Origin of the sequence: Rhizobium herbae, from assembly GCF_017873135.1 — a bacterium.
In the GTDB taxonomy this organism is placed as follows: domain Bacteria; phylum Pseudomonadota; class Alphaproteobacteria; order Rhizobiales; family Rhizobiaceae; genus Pararhizobium; species Pararhizobium herbae.
In genome coordinates, this window is record NZ_JAGGJV010000007.1 from 65,191 (window position 1) to 85,435 (window position 20,245).

Genomic DNA, 20,245 nt, shown 5'->3' on the forward strand with positions numbered 1-20,245 from the left:
TCCCCGGTTCTGTTGAACCCTCTCAGGCGGCAGACAGAAACAATCTTGTTTTGCCATTTCAAGCGCTCCCAAGGGCCCGGAATGGGGAGAGCCATGTCTCGCGGGCCGATCGCAATACTGATGTCCGCGCCGGCACTCAGGTTCCGGCAAGCGATCGGAGATCACCGCTTTGAGCTTCGAGCATGGCGGCAGCTTTCGTGTATCCGCCACCCATTCCGTCCAGGAAATGAAGATGGGAGTTCGGATTGCGCGAAGGCACCAGGCAAGTCATCAGGGCATGGGACTGGCGATGCAGTCCGAAGCTGATTTCCCCCCGATCTCTCGCTGCGATCAGAAGGGCTTCGACCGTTGCGCTTTGTTCAGGCGTGCAGTCCAACGTCAAACGCAAGACGTCGTCATACCTGCGATAGTCGGAATTCGAAACGACATCGGACCAGCCCCTGCCACCGAGATACTCCTCGACGTCCTGCGTAACGGCGATGTCGTCCGGTACCGGGTGTGAACCTCGCTCGCCAGCCTCAAAAATCGCGAGCGTGCGTCTTGCCAGCATCGTGAAGATCGCAGGCTCTACCTGATCCCGAGGCTCCACAAGAAGGGAGAGAATTTCACCGCGCCTATTGGGGATGGGAGCCCATTCGCAGGTCAGGCCTGTCAGGTCGGGGGTCGAATGTCCCAAGCCGGGCGGTATGACATATCTCCCGGCTTTGATCTGGCGGTCGGCCCAATTCAGTCCACCTCCGGCGAACATCGCATAGGTGGCGGTTTCCGACGCTGCATACCGGGCAACTTTCACGTCGCTGCCACCTGAGCGGATATCCTTTACCGAGACCAAGCCGATCCGGAGATCGAGCTGCAGCTCGTTTCGCGTGTAGCTGGCGGTTTGCTGGAGGACGGATGCCGCAATCTCCCGGCGCTCGGGATGCAGGGCGAACGCGGCACCGTCACCGCGAAACACGAACGGAAAATCGAAGCTGTTCCACGCATTTCCCAGCGCCGCGATTGCGGACGCGCCGGCATAGTTGACGTCCTTGTAGCGGCCCGAAGCGATTGCCGAGGTGGAATCGACGACATCCGTGATTCCGACGAGCCAATCGTCGGGCAACGGCTCATACACCGCGATGTCCAGCACGTCAGCGAAGTCATGATATGCGTCGGACTGACCGTTGGGCCTGATCATCTGCCATCTCCAAATTCTTCGATGTGACAGTCGGTCACTGATGGGGTGAATTGGTGCTTCGGCGTCTCCAAACAGTTGGTCGGGTCTGTCTGCGCAGACAGACCCGACAGAAGCCGTTCAGACGAGGTTGGTTTCAACGTTGACGTTGCCGTGCGTTGCCTTGGAGTACGGGCAAATGCTGTGAGCGACGTCGAGCAGTTCGCGGGCAATCACAGGATCGACGCCGGGCACACTGACATTGAGGCGGGCGCTCAGGAAGTAGTTGCCGTCGTCGACATTCAGATCGATCTCAGCATCGACCGCTATCCCGGCCGGGAGCTTGATCTGCTTCTGGGAGGCGGCAACTTCGATGGCACCCATGTAGCAGGCCGACCAAGCGGCACCGAAGAGGTTTTCGGCAGCCGGATGCGGCTGCTTCATCTTGACGTCGAGAAAGCCGTCGCTGCTGCGGGCTCCACCGTCGCGGCCATTGGTGTTGTGCGTCTTGCCAGTAAAGAGAACCTTGTGGGTCATAGCGAATTTCCTGTCCTAGGTTTTGATGATTGAGCGTCTGCACCCTGTGCTGATCCAAGAGATACGCCGACGGGACAGGAACCGCACGTTAGGCGTTGTTAGACGTCAATAGCTGCGACTAACGAGGTCCTTAAACAATTTTGGCCGCGAGCATTCAAACGCAGCTCGCGCCATATTTTCCAGGCGACTGGCGACGTTTCCCGCGATGGAGATCGCGGCCACTATCATCATCTAACAACGCCTAACGTGTGCATTCGACGTCCTCGGCGTACCCCTTGAAGCAGCACAGGGGTGCAGACGATCAACCCGATTTTACCGAGGAGAATGATCATGACCGCAATCAAGACTGACGTTATCGACGAGGACCGCCGCCGTTTGTTGGGTGCCGCTGTATCCGGGATCGCAGCCCTGGGGATTGCCAGCTTGCTTCCTTCGTATGCCAGGGCGGCGACGGCATCCGACGCCATCCGCCCGTTTCAGGTGAACATTCCCGAAGCGGATCTCGATGACCTTCGCAACCGCCTCGCCCGTACGCGGTTGCCCGAAAAAGAGACAGTCGGCGACTTCACCCAGGGTGTGCCGCTGAAGACAACCCGGCAACTGCTGAATCATTGGCAGAACAAATATGACTGGCGCAAGGTGGAAGCCCGGATCAATGCCGTGCCGAATTTCATCACCGAGATCGACGGGCTGGATATCCATTTCATCCATGTCCGCTCCAAGCACGAAAACGCGCTTCCGCTGATCGTGACGCATGGATGGCCGGGTTCGATCATCGAACAACTGAAGATCATCGGACCGCTGACGGACCCCACGGCACATGGCGGTGATGCATCAGATGCATTCCACGTCGTGATCCCTTCGATGCCGGGCTATGGCTTTTCCGGGAAGCCGGAGGCGACGGGTTGGGGGCCGGAACGGATCGCCGATGCCTGGATCACCTTGATGCGACGCCTGGGCTACAAGCAGTTTGTCGCGCAGGGAGGCGACTGGGGCGCTGTGGTCACCGACATGATCGGCGTGCGGGCTCCGCCGGAACTGCTCGGCATCCATACCAACATGCCAGGCGCAATTCCCGAAGCTATCAACAACGCATCTTTTGCCGGCGCGCCGGCTCCAGCAGGTCTCTCGGATGAAGAAAAGAGCTCTTACGATCAGCTCGTGTTCTTCTACAAGCATGTCTATTACGCATTCCTGATGGGAACACGTCCGCAAACGTTGACCGGATTGGCGGACTCTCCCATCGCGCTCGCAACCTACATGCTCGATCATGACGGAGCGAGCCTGGAAATGATCGCCCGCTCGTTCGACGGCCAGAACGAGGGCGTCAGCCCTGACGATGTCCTCGACAATGTGACGCTGTTCTGGCTGACGAACACCGGCGTTTCGGCTGCGCGCCTGTACTGGGAAAACAAGCTCGCATTCTTCGCCCCCAAGGGGGTCAAGGTGCCGGTTGCCGTCAGCGTCTTCCCAGACGAACTTTACCAGACCCCGCGAGCATGGGCCGAAAAGGCGTACCCAAATCTCGTCTACTACAACAAGCTTCCCAAGGGCGGTCATTTCGCAGCCTGGGAGCAGCCGAAGCTGTTCGCGAACGAACTACGCGCCGGATTCCGCAGCCTGCGGAAGACCGGTTGAAAATCGGCTGAAACCATCGGCGCGCGGACTGCGCGCGCCGATCCCGCCAGCGGGGCACTCGCAGCCCAGGAGAATATATCCATGAACAAGACAATGCATTTGATCTACACGGCCGCAACCGAAACCACTGGTGGACGCGAAAACGGCATCTCCCGCAGTTCGGACGGCGTGCTCGACATCAGGCTTTCCGACCCCGGTTCGACCCGGATCGGAACCAATCCTGAGCAGCTCATCGCCGCCGGTTGGTCCGCAAGCTTCGCAAGCACCGTTGCGCTGGTGGCCCGAGACAATGGGATCAAGCTATCCACCGACGTGAGGATCCACGCCGAAGTGGATCGGTCATCGGATGACGATGACGAATATCTTATCGGCGTTCGGCTTGCCATTCACGTGCCCGGTCTGGAGCGCGATGTCGCGACAACGCTGATCGAACGAGCGCAACGCATCTGCCCGTTCTCGAGAGCCACCCGGGGCAACGTCGAAATCGTTTTCAATATCATCTGAGGCATCGCTGACTTTCATTGCAAAACCGCGCCCGCCGTCCTCGATAGCGTCAACCAACCCCTTGGGGTATAAAGAGATTGGGTGGGGATTGCTGAAGGTAACGCCATGACCGGAGCTGGGGATGATGCGGCTGATGGACTATCCTTCGGTCCTTTCAGTTTGAGTGTGAGCCAGCGGCTCCTTGCCAAGGACGGCGTTCCGATCGAACTCGGCGCCCGCGCCATGGACTTGTTGATCGCTCTCGCCTCGGCCCCCAACAAACTCATCAGCAAGCAAGATCTGATTGCGTGGGTCTGGCCCGATGTCATCGTCGAGGAGGGTAGCCTGCGCTTTCATATGACGGGCCTGAGAAAAGCGCTCGGCGATGGCCTGGATGGTGCGCGCTACATCACGACGATTGCAGGGCGAGGCTACTGTTTCGTAGCGCCGATCTCCCGGTCCAGCCCGTCGCGCGAGGCCGCTGCAGACGCCGATTTTCGACACGCCATCCTTCCAGGCCGTCTCGATAGGATGGTTGGCCGGGAGGAAGACATTCTCCGCTTGTCGGACAAGCTGATGGTGTCGCGCATGGTTTCGATCGTCGGGGTCGGCGGTGTCGGAAAGACTACGGTCGCCACCGCGGTGGCGCATCATCTCGCCCCGACGTTCAATGGGGCCGTGCTGTTTGCCGATTTTGGGATGTTGAGCGATCCGGGTCTGGTCGCGGCCGGGATTGCGTCCATGCTTGGCCTGTCGGTCGGATCCGACGATGTGCGTCCCAGCCTGCTTGACTATCTGCGCAACAAGAAAATTCTGCTGATCCTCGATACGTGCGAACACCTGATAGACGCAATCGCGGATCTCGCGTCGAGCATAATCGAAGCCGCACCGCAAGTGTACCTCCTGGCAACAAGCCGCGAGGCCCTGAGGATCGAGGCCGAAAGCGTCTATCGGCTCGATACTCTCGCTTTTGCTCCGGATGATCCTGAAATCTCGACCGAGGCCGTTTTGTCATTCCCGGCGACGCAGTTGTTCATGGAGCGTGCCGCGGCCAGCGGAGCCACTTTCGATCCTACCGAGAGCGAGGTTCGGATCGTTGCCAGTATCTGCCGCAAGCTTGACGGGATGGCACTTGCCTTGGAACTCGCCGCCCGACGGGTCGAGACCTATGGCCTGCTTCAGACCGCGACCCTTCTCGACCAGCATCTGACTTTGAGCTGGACAGGATCGCGTACAGCGCCGCCACGCCAAAGAACCCTGCAAGCTACACTCGACTGGAGCTTTGGGCTTCTTACCGAGCCGGAGCGTATCGTGCTTCGACGGCTGGCGGTTTTCGTGGGAGATTTCACGCTTGATGCCGTACTCGATGTCCTCGCCACCCCAAGCCTTGATCAACCAGCCATTTTCGATGCGATCGACACGCTCGTCGCCAAGTCGCTGCTGACGACCCGTCCCCTCGGCGCGATGATGCGCTACCGGTTGCTGGATACGACCCGCGCATATGCGCTTCAATGTCAGACCGACGAGGATCGTGCGGGATTGGCCACACGCCACGCGATGTATTACCGGCGTTGGCTGGAACAATTCGGACCCGATTGGCCGACCTTGTCGACCGGACCCGAGCGGTTGCCGTACTTCGTCAGCATGAACAACGTTCGGGCAGCGTTGGAATGGTGTTTTGGGGAGAACGGCGATGTCGGCGTTGGCATCAGGCTTGCGGCTGCCGCGGTGCCGGTTTTCCAGGTGATGTCGCTCTTTCCCGAATGTCAGCGTTGGTCGGAGCGCGCGCTTCTGGCACTGGACGACGGATCGCGAGGCAGCGTCGAGGAAATGCACCTTCAAGCCGGCTTTGGAATTTCCCGGATGTATCTGCAAGGCGGCCGCGACATGTCGCAGGTGGCCCTCGGCCGTGGCCTGCAGATCGCCGAGGAACGTGGCAATGCGCTCGATCAGTTGCGGATATTGGGGCCATTGAACATGTTCAACCTGCGCACCGGCGACTTCAATGCCGCCCTTCACTACGCAAGGCGTTGTTCCGCAATCGCCGCCACGATGGAAGATTCTGCCACTGTCGAACTGGGCCATTTCTTTCTGGGAAACTCGCTGCATTTTACAGGCGATCTGGACAACGCGCGTATCGAACTCGAGGCAGCGGCAAGAAGCGAACCCCGGCCGCAGCGCACGCCGGCGAGCTATGTCGGTTTTGAAGGAAGGCATTTGGCGGGCGGGATACTTGCAAGAAACCTGTGGCTACAAGGCTATCCCTCACAAGCCGACATCCGTGCACGCCAGGCAATCCGTGACGCGGCAGAGCTGGATCATTCACTGACCCTATGCATCGCATTGCTCGGGGGAATTGCCGTCTTCCTCTGGCGTGACGACCTTCGGAGCGCCGAGGAACACATCGAATGGCTGATCTCGCGCGCTGGCCTGCACTTTCTGTCGCCATACGTCTCTGTCGCCAGAGGGTTCGAAGGAGAGGTCGCCATTCGCCGAGGCGATGTGAAGCTCGGGATAGGCACCTTGCGACGATGTGTCGAAAAGCTCCATGCTGCCAATTATGAGGTGTTCACGACTATGCTGGAGATCTCGATCGTGAAGGGACTAGCCGTGATCGGCGACGTCGAGGAGGGCATGTCCAGAGTCAACAGGACAATCGAACTCGTCGAAAAAAACGGCGACCTCTGCTACATGCCGGAGTTGTTGCGCATCAGAGGGAACCTGCTTCTGTCGATGCGGCCGGCCTCGGCTGACGACGCGCAGACATGCTTCATGCGCTCACTTGAGCATAGCAGGAAGATGGGCGCACGTTCATGGGAGCTACGAACTGCGACCGATCTTGCTAAGCTCTGGATCGGCGATGGACGGGCGCGCGATGCGCGGGCACTGTTGCAGCCGGTGTTCGAACGGTTTGACGAAGGCCTGGACACTGCTGACGTGAGGGCTGCCGAACTCCTGTTAACGACGCTAAAGTAATCTTCGCCTGGCGCTGGCCGGGCTCACGGTTGGTCCGCTAAGGCTCAGGCATCATTAATCGAGCCAGTAGCAGCAGGTTGCGGCGATGTTTTGTCGTGGTCGACTGGGTGCGGCGCTTTTTTGCGTGGCGAAATACAGGTCGAAATTCCCTTTTCCTTCAATCCGTTGCGGAACCAGTCGGGGTCGTAGCCGCGATCAGCAAGCAGTTCCCTGGCTTTCGGCAGTTGGTCGGGCAGATGCCGGGCACCCTGATAGTCGCTGGCATTGCCTGCGGTGAGGAAGAGCAGCAAGGGCTGCCTCAATCCGTCTGTCACTGCGTGCAGCCTGGAGTTCAGGCCGCCCTTCGTTCGTCCGATACAGCGGGAAAGAGCCCCTTTTCAAGCAGGCTGGCCGCGGTGCGATGGGCTTTGAGATGGGTGGCGTCGATCGTCAGCCTGTCGGGTTGGCCCGGCTTGCCGGCAAGCGCCTCGAATATCCGGTTGAAGGCGCCGAGGCGCGTTTCGTCGAAGAAGACGGTAATCTGAAGGACATCTTCGAGAATTCCAGATCCGACCGTTTCCGGCCATTCATCAGGGATAGTCCCGCGACTATTCCAACAGCTGGTCAAAATGGGGAATGTAACCATGAAAACCGATCGAATCGGGCCGCTCATTTTGATCTCGTCGCCAGGATCGAGCATCGGCTCATTGCGCATTCCGTCGGGTTCATCGTAGGTAATGGCTTCGCCGCGCTGTTTTCTTGGCGCCTACAACAGTGGACCGCTGTCATGACGACCCTTCAGCAGGTTGCTTCTCGTGCTGGCTGTTCGCTTGCAACAGTCTCGCGTGTTCTGAACCGCACCGGCCCGGTCAGCGACGAGATGGTGCGGAAAGTCCGGCGCGCCGCGGCCGAACTTGGCTATCGTCCGGCGGGAGGCCCACCGGGTTCGGCAAAACGCCGACCGGTTATCGGTGTCCTCATTCCCAGTATCACCAATCCTGTCTTTGCCGCCTCTTTGAGCAGCATCCAGAACCGCATGCTGGTCGCCGGCCACGGCGTCCTGATCGCCCAGTCTGACTATGATCCGGCCCGCGAGGTGGACGCGGTCGCCTCCCTGCTCAACGAACAGCCGACCGGGTTGATCCTCACCGTCTGCGATGCGCGCAGCAGCGAGGCTCTTTCAGCCGTTCTGCCGCCGACGGTTCTACTCGGCAATCCGCCCACTGCGAGATTTCCTGCGGCCGTGTGCGCTGACAATCGCCAGGCCGGCCGCGATATCACCGAACATCTTCTGGCTCACGGCCACCGGCGCATCCTGTTCGTTTCCGGTTATTTTAATGCGTCCGACCGGGCAACATTGCGCTATGCCGGATATTGCGATGCGATGGACGCCGCGCGCATGACTGTGCTGGAAGCGTTGCAGATCCCTTTCGTCGATGGTTTCGAAACGCTCGATCTGTCGATGATCCTCTCCCGTTTCGCGCCTTCCGCCATCATCGCCTCCAACGACCTCCTGGCGCTTGGCGTCATCGCGGCCATCAGGCGCCAGGGCCTGTCGGTGCCCCGAGATATCTCGGTCGCAGGTTTCGATGGCATTGCAATCGGCAGGCTGACCTATCCGCCGCTGACGACGGTGGAAATTCCGGATGCGACGATGGGCGCCGCTGCCGCGTCGCTGCTTTTGGACATGGCTGAAAATGCGGTCGCGCCGCGCCATCTGCAGGTAGCGCACCGGTTGCGCCCCGGCGGCACGGTGCGCGATATGCGGAATGACACCTGACGGACCCACGCAACGAAAAACGGCCGCCACAAAAGGGCGGCCGTTCGATGAGTTCAAGTCTGATCAGCTGCGCGGCAGCAGCTTTTCGACATCAGCCGCTGCGTCGTCGAGCGCTTCCTGTGGCGTAGCCGATTGCTCGACCACGCGCGACAGGTTCTCGACGATGGTCTGGGTCACCTTGACGCCGTTGCTGCCTGGAAAGGCATACCAGGGCTGCATCAGCGGCATCTGTTCGAGGCCGGCGCGAAACAGCGGGTTCTCCTTGTAGAAGGTGCCGAGATAGTCCGGCGAAGCGGCGGCCAGTTCATTGTTCGGAACATAACCGGTACCGGGAACGACGACCGAGGCGCCATAGGGGCCAGCGGCGAACTTGGCAAACTTCCAGGCGGCGGCCTGCTTGTCTGCATCCTTGGTCAGGATGACCACGGCATTGCCGCCGGTCGGCAGCTTGCCGTTGACCGGATCGATCAGCGGAATATGCGCGGTGCGAAGATCGAACTTGGTGCCGACATTCTTAATGGTGTTGCGCAGCGCGCCGGTGGTCTGGAAGGCAAAGCCGATCTTGCCGGCCACGAAAGCCTGCTCGCCAGCCTGCTTGGTCAGAACCGGAAGACCACCTTCCTTGACCATGCGATCCAGCACGTCAACGGCCTTCTGGCCTTCGGGACCATTGAAGGCCACCTTGCTTTCGTCTTCGCTGAGCATGCTGCCGCCGGCGCCGAACAACAGCGCGGAAAACATCCAGTCGTCGCCCTGCCAGCGGAAATCGATGCCCTCATTGCCATCGCCGAGCGCCTTGATCTTGCCCCCGAGCGCGATCACTTCGTCCCATGTCTTCGGCGGAACGTCCGGATTGCCGCCGGCGGCGCGCACCAGATCGGCATTGTAGTACATGATCGGGTTGGACGTGGCGAAGGCGAGGCCGACCTGCTTACCCTCGACCTGGGCGAGTTTCAGGATGTTTTCGGAAAAGCCCTTCGACGCCATGTCGCCTTCCTTGGCGACCAGCGGCGTGAGATCGACGGGGATATCGCGTTCGTTCAGCATGCGCAGGCGGTTGAGGCCGATGAACGTGACATCGGGCATTTCCGCCGTTCCGGCCTGCCGCATGATCGTCTGGATGCCTTCCTCATAGGTCGCCGACGGATTGGCGAACTGGATCTTGATATCCGGATTTTCTTCCATGAACTTCTTCGAGATCGTGTCCATCACGTCCTTGAAAAAGCCGGGCATGGGATAGTGAACAGTCAGCGTCGTTTCGGCATAGGCCGGGATCGTCATGGCCATCGATACCGCGGCGGCGGCGAGGGCCTGCTTGATACGTTTCATCGCGTGGTCTCCTTGAGTTTACGGTTGGGAGTTACGGCTTGGGTTTCGACCGGTCAGCCTTTGAGACCGGTCATGGTGATGCCTTCGACGAAGCGCTTCTGCGCGAGCAGGAAGGCGATGACGAGGGGAAGGGTGATGATGAGAGTGGCGGCCATCAGCGCGCCGTAGTCGTCGCCGGCCTCGGCCGCCCGGAAGAACAGCAACCCGAGGGGCGGCGTCGCGTAAGACTGGTTGGTGACGACGATCAGCGGCCAGAACAGGTCGTTCCAATGCGCGACCACCGAGAAGATGGCAAAGGCCGTGACCGCCGGCCAGGCATTGGGTACGATCACCCGTGCGACGATGCCAGCCTCCGACATGCCGTCGAGACGGGCGGCGTGGATGAGGTCGTCCGGCATGGCGCGGAAGAACTGCAGGAACAGGAAAATACCGAACACCGAGATCGAGAACGGTGCCACAAGTGCCGTATAGCTGTTGAGCAGCGACAGCTTGTCGAAGGCGACATAGAGTGGCAGCGCGGTCGCATGGATCGGTACCAGCAGTCCGAGCATCACCAGCGCCATCATGAAGCGCGCCGCGCCGAATTTCAGCTTGGCCAAGGCATAGGCGCAGGGCACTGCCACCACCACCTGCAGCACGAGGATCAATCCGCAGACGATCACCCCGTTGAGCAGCAGGTTCTGCATCGACACCCGTGTCAGCGCCTTGGTGAAATTGGCCATATAGGCGAAGTGCTGCGGGATCAGCGACAACGAGGCGGAAAAGATTTCGCTCTGGTCCTTGCCGGCCGTCGAGACCATGAAAATGTAGGGCGCGAGGAACATCAGGGCGCCAAGCGAGAGCAGCGAGAGCCGGAAAAACCGTCCGAGGGTCAGCGTCTGGGTCATGTGTAATGCACCTGGCGGTCGAGGAAGCGGTACTGGAGGACCATTAGGACGACGAGGATGGCAAGAAACACGACGGTCATCGCCGATGCGTAGCCAACCCGGAGGAAGACGAAGCCTTCCTGATAGATGGTCCACAGCAGCACCTCCGATGCCTTGTTCGGTCCGCCTTCGGTCAGGGTCTTGACCGTTTCGAACACCTTGACCGAGTTGATGACGCTGATGGTGGTGACGAAAAGCGTGGTCGGCCCGAGCATCGGCCAGGTGACGAGACGGAAGCGGTCTATGGAAGATTTGACGCCATCAACCTCGGCCGCCGAATAGAGTTCGCGCGGAATGGCGGTGAGGCCAGCCAGAAACAGCACCATGTTGAAGCCGACGGACTGCCAGATGCCGATGATTGAAAGGCCGTAGATCACCGTGCTGGAGGCCCCGAGCCAGTTCGGGCCGGAAATGCCCAAGAGCGCGAGAAAGGTGTTGAGCGGGCCGATGCTGGGATGGAACAGGTATTGCCAGACCGTCGCCATGGCAACGAGCAGCGAGGCGACCGGCAGAAAATAGACCGTGCGGAAAAAGTCGCGGCCGCGGGGCTCGGATTCGATCAGCAACGCAATGCCGAGACCAAGAACGATCGACACCGGCGTGACGATCGCCGTGTAGACGGTGGTGTTCCACAATGAGCGGCGAAAGGTCCGGTCGCTGATCAGTTCGGCATAGTTTTCCAGGCCGACGAAACGGAAGCTGCCATAGCCGAGTTCGAAATCGGTAAAGCCAAGCACGATCACGGCGATGGTGGGAAGCACGATGAACAGCAGCATGAGCAGAATGGCGGGCGAGGCGAGCAGCCAGGCCGTCCGCGCTTCGCGCCGGCCTGCCGTTTCGACGGCGGAGAAAGACAGTGCGATATCAGCCACGGGCGGTCTCCCGCAGAACGGCGGAAACCGGTGTCGCCGGCAGGCGGCGGCCATCCTCGGCAAACAGCATGACGTGCGCCGGGTCCATGTCGAGGCCGATCGCCTGGCCGGCAACAAGTCCGCGCACTTCGCCGGGTATGACCTTGGCAAGCATGGTCTCGCCGATGGCTGCGAGCTTGGCAAACACGATGACTTCGGATCCCAGAAACTCCAGGCGTTCGACCCGGGCGGCCAGTGCGCCTTGCCCCTCGGCACGGAGCCGCACGAATTCCGGGCGAACGCCGAGTGTGACGCTCGCATCACTTACTGCATCAGACGGCGATGCCAGACGCAATGCGCCGAACTGGACAATGCCATGCGCATCTTTCTTGCCTGGCAGCAGGTTGATGCGCGGCTGGCCGATGAAACGGGCGACCTCGATATGGCTCGGATCGTCGTAGATCGTTTGCGGTGCTGCCAGTTGCAGCAGATTGCCTCCGATCATCACCGCCACCCGGTCGGCCATCGACAGGGCCTCGGACTGATCATGCGTCACATAAAGCGTCGGTACGCCGGCACGCCGATGCAGATCGACAATTTCGCCGCGGGCATGGACGCGCAGGTTGGCGTCGAGGTTGGACAGCGGCTCGTCCATCAGGAACACGCTCGGATTGCGCACCATGGCGCGGGCGAGAGCCACCCGCTGGCGCTGGCCGCCCGACATCTGTCCGGGCTTGCGATCAAGCAGATGATCGATCTTCAGCGACACGGCCATGGTCTGGACCTGCCGCTGGATATCGGCACAGACCTGACGCTGGCCCGGCAGCAGGCTACCGATGAACGGCAGCCGCTGCATGCCGGTCAGCTTGCGCATGGCCAGAGGCACGGCGATATTCTGGCCGGCAGTCAGATGGGGATAGAGCGCATAGGATTGAAACACCATGGCGATGTTGCGATCGGCAGCGGTAAGCTGCGACATTTCCCGGTCGCCGATGCGGATTTCGCCGCTGTCGGCATGATCGAGACCGGCGACAATGCGCAGCAGCGTGCTCTTGCCGCAGCCGGACGGGCCGACCAGCGCGATGAACTCACCGGCTTCGGCCTCGAGCGACACGCCTTTCAGGATCGCATTTCCGTTAAAGGATTTTCTGATGTCGCGCAGCGAGAAAACGCTCATTGCGCCGCCTCCGACACCTGTTTGGTGACAGTGCGCGGATAGACCTCGTGGATTACCTCGTCGATGAAATAGGGCGTCAACTCGGGCAGCGGGACGATCTCGCTCGATACATTCTCACTGAGCGTATGGATGACGGCGCCGACCACCCGCTCGCCCGGCATTTCCCGCTCCAGCTTGTCGATGATGAAGGCCGATGACGGCCCCCAGACGAGTGCGGTGTTCTCGAATGCGCCTTTCCAGGCCCAATGCAGATGGCCAGTGGCGAAAAGCGCCACATCATGCGCTGCAAGCAGATCGTAGAGACGCTGGCGCGGGGCAGGGCGGATACTCCAGTAACCGGTATCGCCTTCTTGCGCGTCATCGACGAACAGCGGCTTGTGGGTAAAGATCGCGACGCGCCGGCCGTCGCGGGCCGCCAACACCTCCTCCAACCAGGAGAACTGCGTCTCTTCCTCCGCATCGCCATGGCCGAACAACAGGCTGTTCAGCCCGATCAGCCGCCAGTTGTCATGGTCCGAAACCCAATAGTCAGGTCCGGCCAGGCGGCGCCATCGCTCCAGCCGGTCGGCATCCACAGGCTGGTCGGAACCCGGCAGATGGCCAACATCATGGTTTCCCGGCACGATCAGCACCGGCATCGGAAGCTGGCGCATCAGTTCCATCGAGAAGGCGATGTCGTCTTCCTGATCGGCGCCGTCAACTGTGAGATCGCCGGTATGAATGACGAGATCCGCCCCCGTCTGCCTGACCCAGGCCGCAAGCGGTTCCCAGTTGCCGTTGAAATGAGGCTTGCTGGGGCTGAGATGGGTATCGGTAATCTGGATGATCTTCATGGTGCGTACTCCGCATCGCCTTGCAACGGCGCCAGGGATCGTGTCCTGGCGCTTTCGCAGCCTCTGTAGAGTGCGTACATGTCAGTCGATTGACGGGGGTTTTCAGCCAGTTTTCAGCTTTGTCGCATAAGTGTCAGAATGGGCGGCCGGGAACCTTGCCGGCACTGCGATTTCCCCGAAACGGCGTCGCCAACATGCGGATGTCCGAGATCGAACCGGACAGGATTGCCCATGGCAAGCGGTCTGCCGGCAGGCTTGCCACGTGTGATGATCACCCGACACGCTTCGATTCAGAAGCAACGATACTCGTGCGAAAGCGCGTGTATGTGGTCGGTGCCAATACCGCAGCAGCCGCCGATGATGCTGGCGCCGGAAGCGGCCCAGCGCTTTGCCCACTGGCCGTAGGCGCCGGGATCAAGGTCCGTGCGGACTTCGGTGATCGCGGCATTGGCTTCCTCGTCATCCTGCTGGGATGGAAAGGCATTGGCATAGACGCCGACCTGAATATCGGTGCCTAGCGCTTCGAATGTTGCCTTGGCGGTTGCTATCGCCGCCTCCATGACTTCCGGCATGCTGCAGTTGAACAGCATGGCCTCGACGCCAAGGACTGCGACAAGCTCTGCGGCAGCCTTGACGGTTTCGTTCGAGCGCAGCAATGGCTCGGGCATGTCGGAAGGTGTAATATCGTCGCGCAGGGTGAAGGAGACCCACAGCGGCTTGCCGGTCGCCTTGGTCGCTTCATGGGCGGCAAGCGCCTCGGCAAGGCTGCTCTGTGTTTCTGCGAGCCAGAGATCGACAAACGGAGCCATACCCTTGACCAGGACGCCGAGATAGCGTCCGACCAGTTCCGGATTGAAAAGGTGCGGCTGATACGAACCGAAAACGGGCGGCAATGAGCCTGCGACGAGGATCTCCCGATCCTTCGCGGCGTCGGCAGCCTCGCGCGCAATGCGTCCGGCGCGGGCCGCGAGCATCTCGCCGTCGGCCTCGAAACGAGTATCGCCGATATGAAAGGGAACCACGGCGTAACTGTTGGTGGTGATGACGTCGGCACCGGCGCCGATATAATTGTCGTGTACCGTGCGGACGAAGTCCGGCGCTTCCATCAATGCAAGCGCCGACCATTCCGGCTGGCGGAAAGGCGCGCCGATGCGCTCGAGTTCGCGGCCGGTGCCGCCGTCCAGAATCAGTCCACGCCGTGCCATTCCATCATTCCTTGCTTTGTCATCGTGTCGTCAAAAGTCTTAGCTGCTTCGCCTTGGAGAGGGCCTTCGGGCGATCGCTTCATCCAGCCAGCCCGGGCGCATTTCCGGGACCGAGGCGACCAGCTTTTCAGTATACGGATCGAAGGGCGGCGCTAGAACCTCGGCCTTGCGGCCATACCGCACCACCTTGCCACCGAGCATGACCGCGACCGTATCGGCGATCGCCCGCACGATGGCAAGATCATGGGTGATGAACAGATAGGATGTGCCCACCTCGGCTTGCAGGCGCATCAGGAGATCGAGAATGCCTTCTGCCACCAGCGGATCGAGCGCCGACGTGGGTTCGTCGCAGATGATCAGCTTGGGATCGGCCGCAAGTGCGCGGGCAATGCAGATGCGCTGCTTTTGTCCGCCGGACAGTTCGGCCGGATAGCGGCCGAGCATGCTGTGGGGAAGCTCGATCTGGTCGAGCAGCGTGGCCACGCGGCTTTGGAGCGCGGCGCCCTTCAGGCCGAAATAGAAAGCCAGCGGCCGGGACAGGATCGCCTCGACGGTCTGGCGCGGATTGAGGGCAAGATCAGGGATCTGGTTGACGATCTGGATATTGCGCAGGGTCTCCGGTGTGCGCGCGGCAAGCCCGTTTGCCAGTTCCTTGCCGTCGAAGCTTAAGGTTCCGGAAGAGGCCGGAAGCAGGCCGGTGACGACGCGCGCCAGTGTCGATTTCCCCGAACCGGATTCGCCGACCACCGCAAGCGTTTCGCCACGGCCGAGATCAAGGCTCACATCCTGGAGAACGGGTATGCCCGGTATGTAGCCAGCCTCTATTCCCTTGATGCTTAAAAGACTGTCGCGCGCCTGTTCCCGGGCCGGCTTTTCGGACTGGCGCATGGAAACGAGCTGCCGAGTATAGTCTTCCCTCGGCGCATTGAAGATATCGTCGACCGAGCCGCGCTCGACCATCCGGCCGTTGCGCAGCACCAGGATGTCGTCGGCGACCTGTGCGACGACGGCAAGATCGTGGGATATGTAGAGTGCGGAGGTGCCGGTCTTGGCGATTGCCTGCTTGATCGCAGCCAGCACCTCGATCTGCGTGGTCACGTCGAGCGCGGTGGTCGGTTCGTCGAAGACGATCAGTTCCGGATGCGGGCAGAGCGCCATCGCGGTCATGGCACGTTGCAACTGGCCGCCGGATCCCTGGTGCGGATAGCGGTCGCCGAAATTTTCCGGATCCGGCAGGCCGAGCAGGGCGAAGAGCTCTTTGGCGCGTTCGATCGCCATCGCGCGGCTCATCAGGCCATGCCAGAGCGTGGCTTCGATCACCTGATCGATCAGCCGGTGCGCCGGGTTGAAGGCTGCTGCCGCCGACTGGGCGACATAAGTGACGGCGGCCCCGCGCAGGAGCCGCGTATCCCGTTTTGACAAGTGCAGGATGTCGCGGCCGTTCAGTTCCGCCTGTCCGCCTGTGATCTGCAGGCCGTCGCGGCTATGACCGAGCGAAGCCAGCCCGATGGTCGACTTGCCCGCGCCGGATTCGCCGATCAGGCCAAGGACACGACCCTTTTGCAGATCGAACGAAACCTTGTCGACGATCGTCGCATCGCCTGCCTTGATTTCGAGATCGGTGACTTTCAGCAGGATGTCAGCCATTGCGGCGTGCGCCCTTCAGGCTGGTCGTCTTGCGGAGTATCCAGTCCACCACAAGATTGACGCAAATGACCAGAGCAGCGATCGCGGCGCCCGGAATAAGCGCGGCGAAGATACCGAACAGCAATCCATCCTTATTTTCCTTCACCAAACTGCCCCAATCGGCGATCGGCGGCTGCACGCCAAGGCCGAGGAAGGAGAGGGTCGAGAGGAAGAGAATGGCGAAAGCAAAACGCAGGCCGAGTTCGGCCAGAAGTGGCGAGAGCGCATTTGGCAAAATCTCCCGAACGATGATCCAGCTCCAGCTTTCGCCGCGAAGCCGCGCCACCTCGACATAGTCCAGCCCGACGAGATCGGCGGCGATCGCCCGGCTGACGCGAAAGACGCGCGTCGCCTCGAGAGTGGCCATGACAAGCACCAGCACCACCATGTTCTTCGGAAGGACGGCGAGCACGACGAGCGCAAAGATCAGCGTTGGGATTGCCATCATGAGATCGTTCAGCCGCGACAGGATCTGATCGATCCAGCCGCGCCGAACTGCTGCGTAGAAACCGAGGGAGACACCGATGAGAAAGGCGATGGCGGTCGAAAGGGCTGCGATGACGAATGTGACCCGCGCACCCCAGACGAGGCGCGAGAACAGATCGCGGCCGATATTGTCGGTCCCCAGCAGCGCATCGGCGGAGGGCACGTCCCAGACGCCGCCGACCACCTCGGAAACCGGATGCGGCGCGAGCCAGGGGGCAAATGCCGCCAGCACGATAAAAGCGGCGACACCGACGAGACCTATCAGCGCCATGGGCGTAAGGGGCGGTAGATTTTTCATCGCGGATGCCTCAGCCGGGGATTGGCGAGAACGGAGACCATGTCGGCAACAATATTCAACAGGATATAAACGGCCGCAAAAACCAGGCCTGCAGCCTGCACGACGGGTACGTCACGCTTTGCCACGTGATCCACCAGGTACTGCCCCATGCCGGGATAGACGAAGATCACTTCCACCACCACGACGCCGACGATGAGATAGGCGAGATTGAGCGCCACGACATTGACGATTGGCGACAAGGCGTTGGGCAGCGCATGCTTCCAGACGATACGCCACCAGGGCAGCCCCTTGAGGAGAGCTGTTTCGATATAAGGGGAAGCCATGACGTTGAGGAGGGCCGCGCGCGTCATCCGCATCATGTGCCCGAGAACGGCGAGCACCAGTGTCAGGCACGGAAGCAACATGACGACGAGCCGCTGTCCAATCGGCATGGCGTCGGAAACGGTGGCACTGCTCGGAAGCCAGAAGTGGGCGACGGAAAAATATGCGATGAGCAGGTAGCCGGCGAAGAATTCGGGAAGCGATATCGCGCTGAGGGTGACCAGGCCGATGGTTCGGTCGACCCAGGTGCCGTTGTAGAGCACGGAAAGGATCCCCAGCAGGATCGACAGCGGCACGGCAATGACGGCGGCCATCGCCGCCAGCAACAGCGTATTTTTGAGGCGCGGCGCAATGCTCTTGGCGATGTCCTGCCGGTTGCTGTAGCTGCGACCGAAATCGCCGGTAACGGCGGCGCCCAGCCATTTGACGTAGCGGATAGGTGCAGGCTGTTCGAGACCGAGTTCCTTGCGGATGCTCGCCACCGCTTCCGGCGTTGCCTGCTGGCCGAGCATCGAGGTCGCGACATCGCCCGGCAGGATCTGCGTTCCGGCAAAGATGACGAGCGACACCGCCCACAAGAGCAACAGCCCGAGCAGGAGCCGCTTGACGAGCAGCGACCACAAGCTGTTGCCGCTCGTCTTTTGTGCCGGTAAAGGGCTCATCGCCTGTATTTCTGTGTCGATTCCGTCAGCCAACGGCGGGCCGCCCATCTGTCTGTTGTCGAGATTTAACGAATGGCGCTATCGCGAAGTTAGCCGCGACGCAACGGTTTAGCTGCCGGGTGGCGAAAATAGGCTGCCCCCGGATCGTCGTCCGGGGACGATGATTGTGTTGCCTTCGTGTCGGGTCAGGCGTTGAGCCAGGCGCGCTCGGCAATGCGGTAGCCGCTGAGATCGCCGCCGCCCGGCACCGGAACATAACCGCCGACCTTCTCGGATGCGGCTGCCAGATTGTCGACGAAGAGCGGGATAAGCTCGCCGCCTTCGTCCACCAGCTTGACCTGCAGGTCGTGGTAGATCTGCTTGCGCTTTGTTTCGTCCAGCTCGACGCGGGCTGCTGCCAAAAGCTTGTCGAAGGCTTCGTCCCGCCAGGCGGTCTCGTTCCATGGCGCTTCCGACTGGAAGATCAGCGATAGCATGGCATCCGCCGTCGGGCGCACGGACCAGTTGGAAGCAACGAAAGGCTTCTTCAGCCACACTTCGTCCCAGTAGCCATCGGAGGGCACGCGCTCGACATCGATCGTGATACCGGCCTTGGCGGCCGACGCCTGGAAGAGCTGGGCGGCATCGACGGACCCCGGGAAGCCGTTGTCGGAGACGCTGAGCTGGATGCCGCCGGGCGAGCCGGCCTTCTTGAAATGGAAGGCGGCTTTGTCCGCGTCATAGGCGCGCTGCGGAATGTCCTTGGCGAAGTAGGGGTTCCAGGATGCAATCGGATTGTCATTGCCGATGGCGCCGGTGCCGACGAGGAGGCTCTTCTGCAGCTCTTCGCGATCGATCGCATATTTCAGCGCCAGACGCAGATCGACGTTGTCGTAAGGTGCTGCATCGACACGCATGGGGAAGCAGAACATGGTGTTTTCCTGCGAGCGCAGGATCTGTACGCCGGGGCGAGAGCTCAGCAGGTTCAATGCGCGGGGTTCGACGCGGTTGATGATATGAACCTGTCCGCTGAGAAGGGCTGCCATGCGCGCCGTCGCATCGCTCATCGCAATGGTTTCGACCGAGTCGACATGGGCGCGGTCGGATGCCCAGTAGTTCGGATTGCGCTTGGTCAGGGCGCGAACGCCGGGCTGAAAGTCTTCGAGAATGAAGGCGCCGGTGCCGATGCCCTTGTCGAAGTCGCCCCCATCAGGGCCGATGCCCATGTGATAATCGACGAGTGCAGCCGGGAAATCGGCATTGCCTGCGCTCAGCGTTACGGTAACTTCGTGGGTATCCGTGGCCTGAATGTCGGTAACCGCAAGCAGCTGACCCTTGCCCCCAGAGCTGCTTTTCTCGCCACGATGATGATTGAGCGAGTAGACGACATCCTGAGCGACAAGCTCCTTGCCGTTGTGGAACTGGATGCCTTTCTTCAGTTTGAAGACCCATTTGCTGGCATCGGGCGTCGCCGCTTCCCAGCTCTCGGCCAGAGCCCCGATGAGCTTGCCATCCGGTCCGAGCTCCAGAACCGTGTTGAAGAGCTGGAAACCAACCGTATACATGTAGGCTTCTGTGTAGAAAGCCGGGTCCAGCCTGTCCGAGCTCGAGGCCGTATCGAGGCCGAGGATAAGGTGGCCGCCCTTGACCGGCGTTGCCGCCTGCGCGCCGGCCGAGCCGGGCAGCATCAGGCCGCCAGCGGAAAGTGCTGCGGAGAGGAGGCCCGCATTTTGCAGAAGCTGCCGGCGTGTAGGCTGCAGGATGTTGGAGATTGTCTTATGAGACGGCATAACTGATCTGTCCTTGGCATGGTTGCATGATGTCTGGCATTCCGGCACCCGCAACGCTGGCTTCCGGGCGGTCATTGTCGCAAATTTTCTATGGGTTTCTTGTCTCGCAATCGCGCAAATTCCTTCTAAAAATCCGTTAGGAAGGGGAAGAAAATG

General features: G+C 60.9%; 18 protein-coding genes. 4 read left to right on the forward strand and 14 right to left on the reverse strand.

From position 1 onward, the window contains the following. Positions 1-136: 136 nt before the first annotated feature. Both J2Z75_RS19215 and J2Z75_RS19220 read right to left on the reverse strand, forming a co-directional pair. Positions 137-1,177: a DUF3095 family protein gene (locus J2Z75_RS19215; RefSeq protein WP_209854389.1), complete on the reverse strand. Its 1,041-nt coding sequence runs from the start codon at positions 1,175-1,177 to the stop codon at positions 137-139. A 117-nt stretch (positions 1,178-1,294) separates the two neighbouring features. Beyond that, complete coding sequence (locus tag J2Z75_RS19220; protein ID WP_209854390.1) at positions 1,295-1,690, reverse strand: Ohr family peroxiredoxin; 396 nt, start codon at positions 1,688-1,690, stop codon at positions 1,295-1,297. A 330-nt stretch (positions 1,691-2,020) separates the two neighbouring features. On the opposite strand from J2Z75_RS19220, the gene J2Z75_RS19225 reads away from it, so the two are divergent. The 3 genes from J2Z75_RS19225 (at position 2,021) to J2Z75_RS19235 (ending at position 6,787) form a co-directional block, all read left to right on the forward strand. Further along, on the forward strand, positions 2,021-3,328 hold the full coding sequence (locus J2Z75_RS19225) for an epoxide hydrolase family protein (RefSeq protein WP_209854629.1): 1,308 nt from the start codon (positions 2,021-2,023) through the stop codon (positions 3,326-3,328). Positions 3,329-3,409: 81 nt separating this feature from the next. After that, positions 3,410-3,832: an Ohr family peroxiredoxin gene (locus J2Z75_RS19230; protein WP_209854391.1), complete on the forward strand. Its 423-nt coding sequence runs from the start codon at positions 3,410-3,412 to the stop codon at positions 3,830-3,832. Between the two features lie 105 nt (positions 3,833-3,937). Continuing rightward, positions 3,938-6,787 (forward strand): ATP-binding protein, encoded by a 2,850-nt coding sequence (locus tag J2Z75_RS19235; protein WP_209854630.1) that lies wholly within the window; start codon positions 3,938-3,940, stop codon positions 6,785-6,787. A 44-nt stretch (positions 6,788-6,831) separates the two neighbouring features. On the opposite strand, the gene J2Z75_RS29705 is transcribed toward J2Z75_RS19235, so the two are convergent. Continuing rightward, positions 6,832-7,077, reverse strand: a complete 246-nt coding sequence (locus tag J2Z75_RS29705) for a transposase (RefSeq protein ID WP_407692786.1) — start codon at positions 7,075-7,077, stop codon at positions 6,832-6,834. 41 nt (positions 7,078-7,118) lie between these two features. Beyond that, positions 7,119-7,439, reverse strand: coding sequence for a hypothetical protein (locus J2Z75_RS29710; RefSeq protein ID WP_407692787.1), 321 nt, complete (start codon positions 7,437-7,439; stop codon positions 7,119-7,121). 114 nt (positions 7,440-7,553) lie between these two features. On the opposite strand from J2Z75_RS29710, the gene J2Z75_RS19250 reads away from it, so the two are divergent. After that, positions 7,554-8,546, forward strand: coding sequence for a substrate-binding domain-containing protein (locus tag J2Z75_RS19250; protein WP_209854393.1), 993 nt, complete (start codon positions 7,554-7,556; stop codon positions 8,544-8,546). A gap of 63 nt (positions 8,547-8,609) precedes the next feature. Here J2Z75_RS19250 and J2Z75_RS19255 read toward each other — a convergent pair whose 3' ends face one another. The 10 genes from J2Z75_RS19255 to J2Z75_RS19300 all read right to left on the reverse strand — a co-directional run bounded on the left by J2Z75_RS19255 (position 8,610) and on the right by J2Z75_RS19300 (position 20,089). Further along, the gene (locus J2Z75_RS19255) at positions 8,610-9,875 is read right to left on the reverse strand and encodes an ABC transporter substrate-binding protein (RefSeq protein ID WP_209854394.1); all 1,266 of its coding nucleotides are present in this window, start codon (positions 9,873-9,875) and stop codon (positions 8,610-8,612) included. 53 nt (positions 9,876-9,928) lie between these two features. Next, the gene (locus tag J2Z75_RS19260; RefSeq protein ID WP_209854395.1) at positions 9,929-10,762 is read right to left on the reverse strand and encodes a carbohydrate ABC transporter permease; all 834 of its coding nucleotides are present in this window, start codon (positions 10,760-10,762) and stop codon (positions 9,929-9,931) included. Further along, positions 10,759-11,673: a carbohydrate ABC transporter permease gene (locus J2Z75_RS19265; protein WP_327791276.1), complete on the reverse strand. Its 915-nt coding sequence runs from the start codon at positions 11,671-11,673 to the stop codon at positions 10,759-10,761. The genes J2Z75_RS19260 and J2Z75_RS19265 overlap by 4 nt, the downstream gene beginning before the upstream one ends. After that, complete coding sequence (locus tag J2Z75_RS19270) at positions 11,666-12,829, reverse strand: ABC transporter ATP-binding protein (RefSeq protein ID WP_209854397.1); 1,164 nt, start codon at positions 12,827-12,829, stop codon at positions 11,666-11,668. The genes J2Z75_RS19265 and J2Z75_RS19270 overlap by 8 nt, the downstream gene beginning before the upstream one ends. Next, positions 12,826-13,662, reverse strand: a complete 837-nt coding sequence (locus J2Z75_RS19275; RefSeq protein ID WP_209854398.1) for a metallophosphoesterase family protein — start codon at positions 13,660-13,662, stop codon at positions 12,826-12,828. The genes J2Z75_RS19270 and J2Z75_RS19275 overlap by 4 nt, the downstream gene beginning before the upstream one ends. 290 nt (positions 13,663-13,952) lie before the next feature. Then, positions 13,953-14,867 (reverse strand): homocysteine S-methyltransferase family protein, encoded by a 915-nt coding sequence (locus tag J2Z75_RS19280; protein WP_209854399.1) that lies wholly within the window; start codon positions 14,865-14,867, stop codon positions 13,953-13,955. 39 nt (positions 14,868-14,906) lie between these two features. Further along, positions 14,907-16,514 carry an ABC transporter ATP-binding protein gene (locus J2Z75_RS19285; protein WP_209854400.1) on the reverse strand — a complete coding sequence of 536 codons (1,608 nt, stop codon included), beginning with the start codon at positions 16,512-16,514 and terminating at the stop codon, positions 14,907-14,909. Then, on the reverse strand, positions 16,507-17,337 hold the full coding sequence (locus J2Z75_RS19290) for an ABC transporter permease (protein ID WP_209854401.1): 831 nt from the start codon (positions 17,335-17,337) through the stop codon (positions 16,507-16,509). Before J2Z75_RS19290 ends, J2Z75_RS19285 begins: the two co-directional genes overlap by 8 nt. Next, positions 17,334-18,320: an ABC transporter permease gene (locus J2Z75_RS19295; protein WP_234937452.1), complete on the reverse strand. Its 987-nt coding sequence runs from the start codon at positions 18,318-18,320 to the stop codon at positions 17,334-17,336. The genes J2Z75_RS19290 and J2Z75_RS19295 overlap by 4 nt, the downstream gene beginning before the upstream one ends. A 185-nt stretch (positions 18,321-18,505) precedes the next feature. Continuing rightward, positions 18,506-20,089, reverse strand: a complete 1,584-nt coding sequence (locus J2Z75_RS19300; protein ID WP_209854403.1) for an ABC transporter substrate-binding protein — start codon at positions 20,087-20,089, stop codon at positions 18,506-18,508. Positions 20,090-20,245: the final 156 nt, after the last annotated feature.

Excerpts from the sequence above, each read along its gene's own strand:
- J2Z75_RS19215 (WP_209854389.1), bottom strand. The coding sequence starts at position 1,177 with ATGATCAGGCCCAACGGTCAGTCCGACGCATATCATGACTTCGCTGAC.
- J2Z75_RS19220 (WP_209854390.1), bottom strand. The coding sequence starts at position 1,690 with ATGACCCACAAGGTTCTCTTTACTGGCAAGACGCACAACACCAATGGC.
- J2Z75_RS19225 (WP_209854629.1), top strand. The coding sequence starts at position 2,021 with ATGACCGCAATCAAGACTGACGTTATCGACGAGGACCGCCGCCGTTTG.
- J2Z75_RS19230 (WP_209854391.1), top strand. The coding sequence starts at position 3,410 with ATGAACAAGACAATGCATTTGATCTACACGGCCGCAACCGAAACCACT.
- J2Z75_RS19235 (WP_209854630.1), top strand. The coding sequence starts at position 3,938 with ATGACCGGAGCTGGGGATGATGCGGCTGATGGACTATCCTTCGGTCCT.
- J2Z75_RS29710 (WP_407692787.1), bottom strand. The coding sequence starts at position 7,439 with ATGAGCGGCCCGATTCGATCGGTTTTCATGGTTACATTCCCCATTTTG.
- J2Z75_RS19250 (WP_209854393.1), top strand. The coding sequence starts at position 7,554 with ATGACGACCCTTCAGCAGGTTGCTTCTCGTGCTGGCTGTTCGCTTGCA.
- J2Z75_RS19255 (WP_209854394.1), bottom strand. The coding sequence starts at position 9,875 with ATGAAACGTATCAAGCAGGCCCTCGCCGCCGCCGCGGTATCGATGGCC.
- J2Z75_RS19260 (WP_209854395.1), bottom strand. The coding sequence starts at position 10,762 with ATGACCCAGACGCTGACCCTCGGACGGTTTTTCCGGCTCTCGCTGCTC.
- J2Z75_RS19270 (WP_209854397.1), bottom strand. The coding sequence starts at position 12,829 with ATGAGCGTTTTCTCGCTGCGCGACATCAGAAAATCCTTTAACGGAAAT.
- J2Z75_RS19275 (WP_209854398.1), bottom strand. The coding sequence starts at position 13,662 with ATGAAGATCATCCAGATTACCGATACCCATCTCAGCCCCAGCAAGCCT.
- J2Z75_RS19280 (WP_209854399.1), bottom strand. The coding sequence starts at position 14,867 with ATGGCACGGCGTGGACTGATTCTGGACGGCGGCACCGGCCGCGAACTC.
- J2Z75_RS19285 (WP_209854400.1), bottom strand. The coding sequence starts at position 16,514 with ATGGCTGACATCCTGCTGAAAGTCACCGATCTCGAAATCAAGGCAGGC.
- J2Z75_RS19290 (WP_209854401.1), bottom strand. The coding sequence starts at position 17,337 with ATGAAAAATCTACCGCCCCTTACGCCCATGGCGCTGATAGGTCTCGTC.
- J2Z75_RS19295 (WP_234937452.1), bottom strand. The coding sequence starts at position 18,320 with ATGAGCCCTTTACCGGCACAAAAGACGAGCGGCAACAGCTTGTGGTCG.
- J2Z75_RS19300 (WP_209854403.1), bottom strand. The coding sequence starts at position 20,089 with ATGCCGTCTCATAAGACAATCTCCAACATCCTGCAGCCTACACGCCGG.